General features: G+C 62.4%; 7 protein-coding genes. 2 read left to right on the top strand and 5 right to left on the bottom strand.

What is annotated here, in order from left to right:
* Window positions 1–76 precede the first annotated feature (76 nt).
* The 5 genes from ACW9I6_RS26630 to ACW9I6_RS26610 all read right to left on the bottom strand — a co-directional run bounded on the left by ACW9I6_RS26630 (window position 77) and on the right by ACW9I6_RS26610 (window position 7,336).
* Window positions 77–3,190, bottom strand: coding sequence for an efflux RND transporter permease subunit (locus ACW9I6_RS26630; RefSeq protein WP_457340027.1), 3,114 nt, complete (start codon window positions 3,188–3,190; stop codon window positions 77–79).
* On the bottom strand, window positions 3,187–4,458 hold the full coding sequence (locus ACW9I6_RS26625) for an efflux RND transporter periplasmic adaptor subunit (RefSeq protein WP_177009769.1): 1,272 nt from the start codon (window positions 4,456–4,458) through the stop codon (window positions 3,187–3,189). Before ACW9I6_RS26625 ends, ACW9I6_RS26630 begins: the two co-directional genes overlap by 4 nt.
* Entirely contained in the window at window positions 4,451–5,689 is a 1,239-nt protein-coding gene (locus ACW9I6_RS26620; protein ID WP_177009770.1) for a TolC family protein, read from the bottom strand. The genes ACW9I6_RS26625 and ACW9I6_RS26620 overlap by 8 nt, the downstream gene beginning before the upstream one ends.
* A gap of 96 nt (window positions 5,690–5,785) precedes the next feature.
* Entirely contained in the window at window positions 5,786–6,130 is a 345-nt protein-coding gene (locus tag ACW9I6_RS26615; RefSeq protein WP_177009771.1) for a hypothetical protein, read from the bottom strand.
* Window positions 6,131–6,430: 300 nt separating this feature from the next.
* Window positions 6,431–7,336: a hypothetical protein gene (locus tag ACW9I6_RS26610; RefSeq protein WP_003219728.1), complete on the bottom strand. Its 906-nt coding sequence runs from the start codon at window positions 7,334–7,336 to the stop codon at window positions 6,431–6,433.
* A 368-nt stretch (window positions 7,337–7,704) separates the two neighbouring features.
* Between ACW9I6_RS26610 and ACW9I6_RS26605 the strand changes: the two genes are divergently transcribed.
* Together ACW9I6_RS26605 and ACW9I6_RS26600 are read left to right on the top strand one after the other, a co-directional pair.
* Window positions 7,705–8,388 (top strand): response regulator transcription factor, encoded by a 684-nt coding sequence (locus ACW9I6_RS26605; protein ID WP_003219726.1) that lies wholly within the window; start codon window positions 7,705–7,707, stop codon window positions 8,386–8,388.
* A complete protein-coding gene (locus ACW9I6_RS26600) occupies window positions 8,366–9,763 on the top strand; it encodes a sensor histidine kinase (RefSeq protein ID WP_008435962.1) in 1,398 nt (465 codons plus the stop codon). Before ACW9I6_RS26605 ends, ACW9I6_RS26600 begins: the two co-directional genes overlap by 23 nt.
* Window positions 9,764–9,859: the final 96 nt, after the last annotated feature.

Genomic DNA, 9,859 nt, shown 5'->3' with positions numbered 1-9,859 from the left:
GCGGTGGGTCAACCACGGCATCTGGCGAATGAAACACCGCTTTCGCGAGCAAGCCCGCTCCCACATTTGATTGTCGTTAGCTTTTGGATTTGCGCATTAGCCTATATGCCGCCGGGATGACGAACAGGGATAGCAGCGGCGCTGTGAGCATGCCGCCAATCATGGGCGCGGCAATCCGGCTCATGACTTCGCTGCCGGTGCCGCCGCCTAAAAGGATCGGCAGCAAGCCGGCGATGATTACGGCCACGGTCATCGCCTTGGGCCGCACGCGTAATACGGCACCTTCGGTGATGGCTTCCAGCAGGGCCTGGTCCCCTCCTCCCTGGCGTTCGGCCCAGGCGTTTTTCAAATACAGCAGCATGATCACGCCGAACTCCGCCGACACCCCCGCCAACGCGATAAATCCAACACCCGTCGCCACCGACAGGTTGAAGCCCAGCCAGTACAGCAACCACACCCCACCCGTCAGCGCGAACGGCAACGTGGCGAGGATCAGCAGCGCCTCATCCACCCGCCGGAACGTCAGGTACAGCAGCACGAAGATGATCAGCAAGGTCGCCGGCACCACCAGTTTCAGGCGCGCATTGGCCCGCTCCAGGAACTCGAACTGCCCCGAGTAGCTGAGGCTCATGCCCGGTTGCAGTTGCACGTTCTGGTTGATCGCCTCGCGCAAGTCCTTCACCACCGACGCCAGGTCGCGATCACGCACGTCGATGTACACCCAGCCGGAAGGCCGGGCGTTTTCGCTCTTGAGCATCGGCGGGCCTTCGCTGACCTTGATCCTGGCCACGGTGCCCAGGGTGATCTGGCTGCCTGACGGCGTATAGATCGGCAGGTTGCTCATCGCGCTCACCGAGTCGCGCCATTCTTTCGGGTAGCGCAGGTTGATGGGAAACCGCGCCAAGCCTTCGACGGTCTCGCCGATGTTTTCCCCGCCAATCGCCCCGGAGACAATGGACTGCACATCGGTGATGTTCAGGCCATAACGCGCGGCGGCCGGGCGGTCGATATCCACGTCGATGTAGCGCCCGCCCGTCAGGCGTTCCGCCAGCGCCGAGCTGACGCCGGGCACCGTCTTGGCGACCTTTTCCACGGCCTGGGTCACGGCGTCGATATCCATCAGGCTGGAACCCGCGACCTTCACGCCGATCGGGCTTTTGACCCCGGTGGCGAGCATGTCGATGCGGTTGCGGATCGGCGGAATCCAGATGTTGGTCAGCCCCGGCACCTGCACCACCCGGTCGAGTTCCTTCACCAGTTTTTCCGGGGTCATGCCGGGGCGCCATTGGTCTCGCGGCTTGAACTCGATGGTGGTTTCGAACATTTCCAGCGGCGCCGGGTCGGTGGCGGTTTCGGCGCGGCCGGCCTTGCCGAACACGTGGGCGACTTCCGGCACGCTCTTGATCAAGCGGTCGGTACGTTGCAGCAATGCGCCGGCAGTTTGCGTCGACAAACCAGGCAGCGCCGACGGCATATACAACAGGTCGCCCTCATCCAGCGGCGGCAGGAATTCACCGCCCAGGTGCGACACCGGCCATAGCGCACTGACGACCATCAGCAGCGCGACCAGCAAGGTCATGCGCGGCCAGCGCAACACCGCGTCGAGGGCCGGTTGGTAGAGTTTGATCAGGCCGCGATTCAGCGGGTTGCGTTGCTCATCGGGAATACGCCCGCGAATCCAGTAGCCCATCAGCACCGGGATCAGGGTCACCGACAACCCCGCCGCAGCGGCCATGGCATAGGTCTTGGTGTAGGCCAGCGGCCCGAACAAACGGCCTTCCTGGGCTTGCAGGGTGAACACCGGGATAAACGACAAGGTGATGATCAGCAGGCAGAAAAACAACGCCGGCCCCACCTCCACTGCCGCATCGGTGATGACCTTCCAATGCGCCTCCCCCTTCAATTCCTGGTTCGGATGCGCGTGGTGCCAGGCTTCGATTTTCTTGTGGGCATTCTCGATCATCACCACCGCGCCATCGACCATCGCGCCGATGGCGATCGCAATCCCGCCCAGGGACATGATGTTCGCGTTGATGCCCTGGAAGCGCATGACGATAAAGGCAATCAACACCCCCACCGGCAACGAAATGATCGCCACCAGCGAGGAGCGCAGGTGCCACAGGAAGATCCCGCACACCAGCGCCACCACCAGGAACTCTTCGAGCAGCTTGTGGCTGAGGTTGTCCACGGCGCGATCGATGAGTTTGCTGCGATCGTAGGTGGTGACGATTTCCACCCCGGGCGGCAGGCTGGTTTGCAGTTGCTCCAGCTTGGTCTTGACCGCCGCGATGGCCTCGCGGGCGTTCTTGCCGCTGCGCAGGATCACCACGCCGCCCACCGCCTCGCCTTCGCCATCCAGTTCACTGATGCCCCGGCGCATGTCCGGGCCCAGCTGGATCGTCGCCACATCCCCAAGGGTCACCGGCACGTTGTGGGTGTCGAGCCGCAGGGGAATGCCGCGAAAGTCCTCCAGGGTTTTCAGGTAGCCGGACGCACGCACCATGTATTCCGACTCACCCATGTTCAGCACCGAACCGCCGGTTTCCTGGTTGGCCTTGCCGATGGCTTCCACCACCTGGGCCTGGGTGATGCCGCGACTGGCCAGGGCCAGCGGGTCGATCTGCACCTGGTACTGCTTGACCTGGCCGCCGATGGTCGCCACTTCGGCGACATTGGGCAGGGTCTTGAGCTCGAACTTGAGGAACCAGTCCTGCAACGAGCGCAGTTGCGCCAGGTCGTGTTTGCCGGTGCGGTCCACCAGCGCGTACTGGTAGATCCAGCCGACACCGGTGGCATCCGGGCCCAGCGCCGGCTTGGCCGATGCCGGCAAACGCGCCTGCAACTGGCTCAGGTATTCCAGCACCCGCGAGCGCGCCCAATACAGGTCGGTGCCCTCGTCGAACAGCACGTACACGTAGCTGTCGCCGAAGAACGAAAAGCCGCGCACGGTCTTCGCACCCGGCACCGAGAGCATGGTGGTGGTCATCGGGTAAGTGACCTGGTTCTCGACAATCTGCGGGGCCTGGCCCGGGTACGGCGTGCGGATGATCACCTGCACATCCGACAGGTCCGGCAAGGCGTCCACCGGGGTGTTCTGGATCGACCACAAACCCCAGGCCGTCACGAATAAAGTCGCCAACAACACCAAAAAGCGGTTGGCCACCGACCAGCGAATCAACAGGGCGATCATGGCCGGGCTCCCGGTTGCATGCTCATGCCGTCCATGGCCCCCTCATCTGAAAAACCGCCGGACGATTGAGTGGTAATTCCCTTCAAACTTGCTTCGGAGTCCAGCAGAAATTGACCTGAGGCCACCACCTGCTGGCCTTCCTGCAGGCCGGCGAGGATGACGGTGTTGTCCTGGTTTTCTGCACCCACCTGAACTTCTACCGGGCGATATCGCCCGCCCTCCTCGGCCACCATCACCAGCACGCGTTTGCCGGTGCGAATCAACGCCTCGCTCGGCAGCAACAGCACCGATTGGCCGCTGGATTGGGCCAGGCGCACCTGGGCGGTCATACCGGGGCGCAACATACCGTCAGGGTTGGGCAGTTCGACCCGAACCTGCACGGTGCGGCTGTCCATGGCGGTTGCCGGCAGAATCGCGGCGACGGTGCCTTTGACGACTTGTCCCGGCAACCCGACAAAACGGCTCTCGACCGTTTGCCCAACGGCCAGCGCGGCGCCCTGGGCTTCAGGCACGGCGACCTGCAGCCACACGGTGCCCAGGCCATTGACCCGCGCCAGGGTTTGGCCCGCCGCGACGGTCATGCCTTCGCGTACGTCGAGGGTTTGCAACGCGCCGCCCAGCGCGGTGGTGATGGTCATCACCGATTGCACCCGGCCGCTGCGCTCCATCTGCGTGATCAACCCGGCAGGCATTCCGCTCAAGCGCAGACGCTGGCGGGCGGCAGCCAACAAACCTGGATCGCTGTGTCGCAGAGCAAGGAACTCTTCCTGAGCGGCGGCCCATTCGGGCACCAGAATGTCAGCCAGGGGCGCCTGAGCCTTGAGCACATCCCCCGGCGCACGGGCGTAAACCCGCTCGACAAATCCGGCAGCGCGCGCCTGCACCACCGCCACATCGCGGTCGTTGAAGGCGAGGATTCCCGACAGCTCAAGACTCGACGCCAGCACCCCACGGCTGACGCTCGCCAAACGCACGCCGATGTTCTGGGTCAGGCTCGAATCGATATGAATCGCCGCACTCTCCTCGGCGCCACCGGCGTAGCGCGGCACCAGTTGCATGTCCATGAAGGGCGACTTGCCCGGCTTGTCGAATTTTTGCTGCGGGTACATCGGGTCGTACCAGTACAGCGCCTTTTTCTCGTCCGGCGCCTGCATCGTCCCGGCCATGGCCGGCTGTGCCTCGCGCATCTGCGCCAGCCAGTAGCCGCCACCCAGACCCAGCAGCAGGACGCCGCCCAACAGGGCCATATTCACGATTCGGTTATTCATTGGCGGGTTCCCCGTAAGCGAAATACAGCTGGGCGCCGGTCAGGGCACGCTGCTCAATGGCGTCAATCTGTTTGAAGCGCGCCTCGACCCACTCGCGGCGGGCGCTGACCACGCTCATCAGGTCGCCCTTGCCCGCGCGATACCCCGCCAGGCTCAGCGACAATTTCTCCTCGGCCAGCGGCACCAGGCTGTCCTGGCTGCGCTGCACGGCGCGGTCCAGGCGCTGGTAGTTGGCCAGGTCGTCTTCGAGTTCCTGGGTATGTTCACGGGTCTTGGCTTCGCGTTCGGCGTCCAGTTGGTCGAGTTCGGCCTGCTTGGCGGCGATACCGGGGTTTTGTCGGCGACCGGGGAAGATCGGCAAATCGAAGGTGAATTGCAGGCTGACCATGTCCCCGTACTCACGGCCTCGGTGCTGGTAGTCCACTTCCCAACTCCAGTCCGAGGTCTTTTGCGCCCTGGCCTCGTTCAGCCGGGCTTCGGCCTCGCGGGTGCGCGGTGCAAAGGCTTGCAGAACCGGGTGCTGGTGCAGGTTGTGGGTGAAGCCGGTGGTGTCGATTTTCCAGTTCGGCAATTGCCCGCTGGGGGCTTCACTGGCGGCCGGGCCGATCCAGCGCTTGAGGGCCGCCCGGGCCTGGGCGCGTTGCTGGATCAGCTCATCCTCGCGCTCGGCCAGGTCAGCCGCTTCCTGCTTCGGGATCACGACGTCGGAAGGCTGCCCGCGACCGCCGGCCAGTTGCGCACGCACGGTGTCTTGCAGCAGGCGATTTTGCTGATAGAAGTCCTTGAACAGCGCCTCTTTACGCTCCACCGCATAGGCGCGAATCCACGCCTGGGCGGTGGCCTGACGCACATTCAAGCGCTCGATCCGGCCTTCGGCGGCAGCCGTGTCCACGCTGGCCGACGCCAACTCAACCCGTGCCTTGCGCTTGTCGCGGCTGGGCACTTGTTGCTGGATGCCGATCATTTGCTCGGTCATGTCATCGCCATACAACGTGCCGCGATTGGGCCCGCCAACGGGGAAATTTTGCAGGCCTACTACCAGTTTCGGGTCCGGCAGTTCGCCGGCCGGAATCGCCGCCTGAGTGGCAGCCTGCAATTTGGAGGATTCAGCCGTCAGCGACGGCGCGTTGTTTTGCGCCAGGCGCAAGGCCTCATCCAGGGTCAGCGCAGACGCCAGCGTCGGCCACGCCAGCACGCCCATCACCAGGGCACGCACGCATAGGAAATTCATCTTGAAGTGTCCTGTTCTGTTGCGCTGTGCACCGCTTTACGCGGCCCACAGCAAAGCCGTCCCGGTTCAGGGACGAGTCTTCAGGTGCAACAGGATTCAGCGACGGGGCGGGCGCCAGACGCCGGACGGCGTGCGGTCGGGAATGAAGTCGGAAGAGACGCTGACAACCAGCGCATTGGAAGCAGTCACCGGGGCCTTGAGCACCGGCATCGACAATTGCAGCATGCCGCCGGTCTTGCACTCCTGGCCGGGCTTGCAGCTTTTGCCGTGGTCGGCAGCTGCGCCGTCCTGGCAACAGTCAGGGGCCATGTCGCTCATCATCTGCATGTCGGACATCTGCATCGGGCACGGCTCGGTGCTCGACGGCACACCCGCCATCCCGGTCAGGGGAAGCGCAAGACTCAACAGCAGGACCAGGAAAAAACGCAGATAGCGGCTCATGGGACGGGAGCTTAGCCAAAAGGCGGTTAAGCAACAATTAACAAAATCCGGAGATTTCGCCTTCGCCCGGAATGCAGCAACGACACAAAACAAAATGTGGGAGCGGGCTTGCTCGCGAAAGCGGTGTATCAGCCAGTTCATATGTGACTGATACACCGCTTTTTTCGCCAGCAAGCCCGCTCCCACATGAGGACCGAGCAAGCCTGAGGATCAGTGCATGAAGATCGCGATCAGAATAATGACCGGGATAGGCACACCGAGGAAAAACAGCAGTAATGAGCGCATGACGTTCTCCTTGAATTAACGAACGGAAGTGGTGTGGGGAGTGGTTTCCAGATACACCACGGCATCCCGGCGACGACCACCAAAGGTTGCAGCGAGGCTGGCAAAAAACGCACCGATCAACAGCGCCACGAAGGTCCACAGCGACGTGTAGGCAGCCACTTTTGCAGCCGTGTCGGCAGCCTGCTTGGCTTTCAATTTGGCGTCATCGAGGGCTTTTTGAGCCTGGCCATAGACCTGGTCAACACGCGCCTCGGCATCGGCCTGGCTGAGGTTGGTCCGCTGGCTGATCAACTGTGCAAGGTACGCACGGTCTTCAGGTGCCAGCTGACCATTGTTGCTCACGGTACGAGCGAAGATGCGAGCGACCACACCATGCACCGCGTCATCACTGACGGCGGCCGGGCGATCATCACGGAACAGGCTGTCGACGTAGTAGCCAAAGTCTTCGCCCTTGGAGGCAGCGCCAGCCACCTGGCTCATGCCACTGACGGCACCCGAGGCCACACTGGCACCGGCCTTCACACCACCGCTGACCACACTGCTGACCGAACCGACGATCAGCACCGCCGTCACCAGTGTCGCCACGGCCCAGGCCAGGAAGCCATGGGCGGTGTCGCGAAAGTACACCTCATCGCCGTGCATATTGGCCCATTTCACCCGCAGGCGACCGGCGATGTAACCGCCCATCCCCGACGCGATGATTTGCGTAACCGCCAACCAGACAATGGTAGAAATGCCAAGCCCTTTGGCGCTGATGCCACTGTCGGCCCACGGCGACACCGCCGAAAAGCCCAGGCCGAAGCCCAGCAGTACCAGAATCAAGGACAGCGCAGCCGCGGCAGCGGCCCCGGCAAAGATCGCGCCCCAGGAAACCCCGGAGAGCGTGCTCGACTCTTGCAGCGTGGATGAGGATGTAATCATTGTTGTTTTGCTCCAGGCATGAAAAATAGTGTTACAAGTCTCAAAAGGGACAGTGCAGGCGACGTGCCAGAAGCTCGAAAATTAAAACTTCATATATTTCAACAACTTAATTAAGTTGAACTAATTTGAACCATGCAACTTGCAAGAAATGGCCCGGAGCGGCGGGCGTATTGCATTCCTCGTAGGAAATAACCCGTACGCCCCCCATGGCATGCAAAAAATCCTACACACACAGCGTTCGTTCAGATTCAGCGGGTTATGGTGAATTGTGTCGTTTGTGCCTACATAAATTTTTATTTAGGAAGCGGGCTATCATTTCTTGGCAAAATGCCCGCACTTCAGTGTGAATCGCTCACCAGGTAATCCTTATGACCCGCATTTTGACCATCGAGGACGACGCCGTAACGGCCCGCGAGATCGTTGCCGAGCTGAGTAGCCATGGACTGGACGTAGACTGGGTAGACAATGGCCGCGAAGGCCTGGTCCGTGCCGTCAGCGGTGATTACGACCTGATCACCCTCGACCGCATGCTCCCGGAACTGGATGGCCTGGCCATCGTCACCACCCTGCGCACCATCGGCGTATCCACGCCGATCCTGATGATCAGCGCCCTCTCCGATGTGGATGAACGGGTACGCGGCCTGCGGGCCGGTGGTGATGACTACCTGACCAAACCGTTCGCCTCCGACGAAATGGCCGCCCGCGTCGAAGTGCTGCTGCGGCGCAAAAGCACGGTCAAGGAGTTCGAAACTGCCTTGCGCGTGGCGGATCTGGAACTGAACCTGATCAGCCGTGAAGCCAGCCGTGCCGAACAGCCCCTGAGCCTGTTGCCGACCGAATACAAACTGCTGGAATTCCTGATGCGCAACACCGGGCAAATCCTCTCGCGGATGATGATCTTCGAGGAAGTCTGGGGTTATCACTTCGACCCGGGCACCAACCTGATCGACGTGCACATCGGTCGCCTGCGCAAAAAAATCGACCCGCCGGGCCTCACGCCGCTGATCCGCACGGTACGAGGTTCCGGGTATGTCATTGCTGAACCCCTCTAAAGGCTGGCGCTCTTCCAGCAGCCGGCTGCTGGCGCTCTACAGTTCGTTGTTCGTGGCCTGGAGCTGCATCCTCATGGGCGTGTTGTACTACGAGGTGTCCGGTTACCTGGGCGACCTCTCGCGCCACTCCCTGATGCAGCGCCAGCACCTGTTCCAGCGGTTTGACGGCGAAGAGCTGGTGGAAGCCCTGACCACCAGCATGACCTTCGACATGAAGGGCGTTGACGCCTACGGCCTGTTCGATAATCAGTTCAACCCCATCAGCGGCCCGATCCGCGTGATACCGCCCGACCTGCCAATGGACGGACACATCCACGCCCTGGCCAACTGCATCGACTCCGACGACCCGAAACTGCCGCGCGACAGCTGCGACGCCGTAGCCACCCACACCGAAGACGGCCGCTGGCTGATCCTGGTGCGGGCCAACGGCTCGCTGTTCGGCGTGACGCGGATCATCCTGCACGCCTTGCTGTGGGGGATCACCCTGACGATCATTCCCGGCGCGGCCGGCTGGCACCTGCTCAGGCGGCGCCCGTTGCGGCGGATTCGCGGGATCCAGGCGAGTGCCGAAGCCATCGTGGCCGGCGACCTGACCCACCGTTTGCCATTGTCCGACCGACGCGACGAACTGGACATGCTGGCAGCTATCGTCAACGCGATGCTCGACCGTATCGAGAAGCTGATGAACGAGGTCAAGGGCGTGTGCGACAACATCGCCCACGACTTGCGCACCCCGCTGACCCGCCTGCGGGCGCAGCTGTACCGAATCCAGCAACAGGCTGATGAAGACGCGCCCCACGCCCTGCAACTGGACGCGGCCATCGCCGAGACCGACACCTTGATGGCGCGTTTTCGCGGCCTGCTGCGGATTTCCGAACTGGAAGACCACCAGCGCCGCTCGGGCTTCCTGGTGCTTGATCCCCTGCCCTTGCTGCAGGAACTCCACGACTTCTACCTGCCCCTGGCAGAAGAAGGCGAGATGGAATTGCTGCTGCAAGTGCCGGACTCATTGCCCTGGATCACCGGTGACCGCGCGCTGCTGTTCGAAGCCCTGGCCAACCTGCTGAGCAACTCGATCAAATTCACCCCGCCGGGCGGCGAAGTGATTTTGCGCGGCGTGAACGATGCCGGCAGCACCCGCATTGAAGTCCTGGACTCCGGCCCCGGGATTCCCGCAGCTGAACGTGCCGCGGTGTTCCAGCGGTTTTACCGGGTGGACGAAGGCAATCAACAGCAAGGCGGGTTTGGCTTGGGGCTGTCGATTGTCGCCGCGATCATCAACCTGCACGGTTTCAAGCTGGAAGTCGGCAGCAGCGAACGAGGCGGTGCGAAGCTGATCCTCGAATGCCGCCAACAACTGATGCCCGAAGCCTGAAGCCTGAAGCCTGAAGAACACCACAAAACCAATGTGGGAGCGGGCTTGCTCGCGAATGCGGAGTGTCAGTCAACCCATCTGGCACTGATCCATCGC

The organism is Pseudomonas sp. SDO5522_S412 (assembly GCF_054071215.1).
Note: the sequence above shows the minus strand (reverse complement) of the source record. Positions and strands in the feature narration are given on the sequence as shown.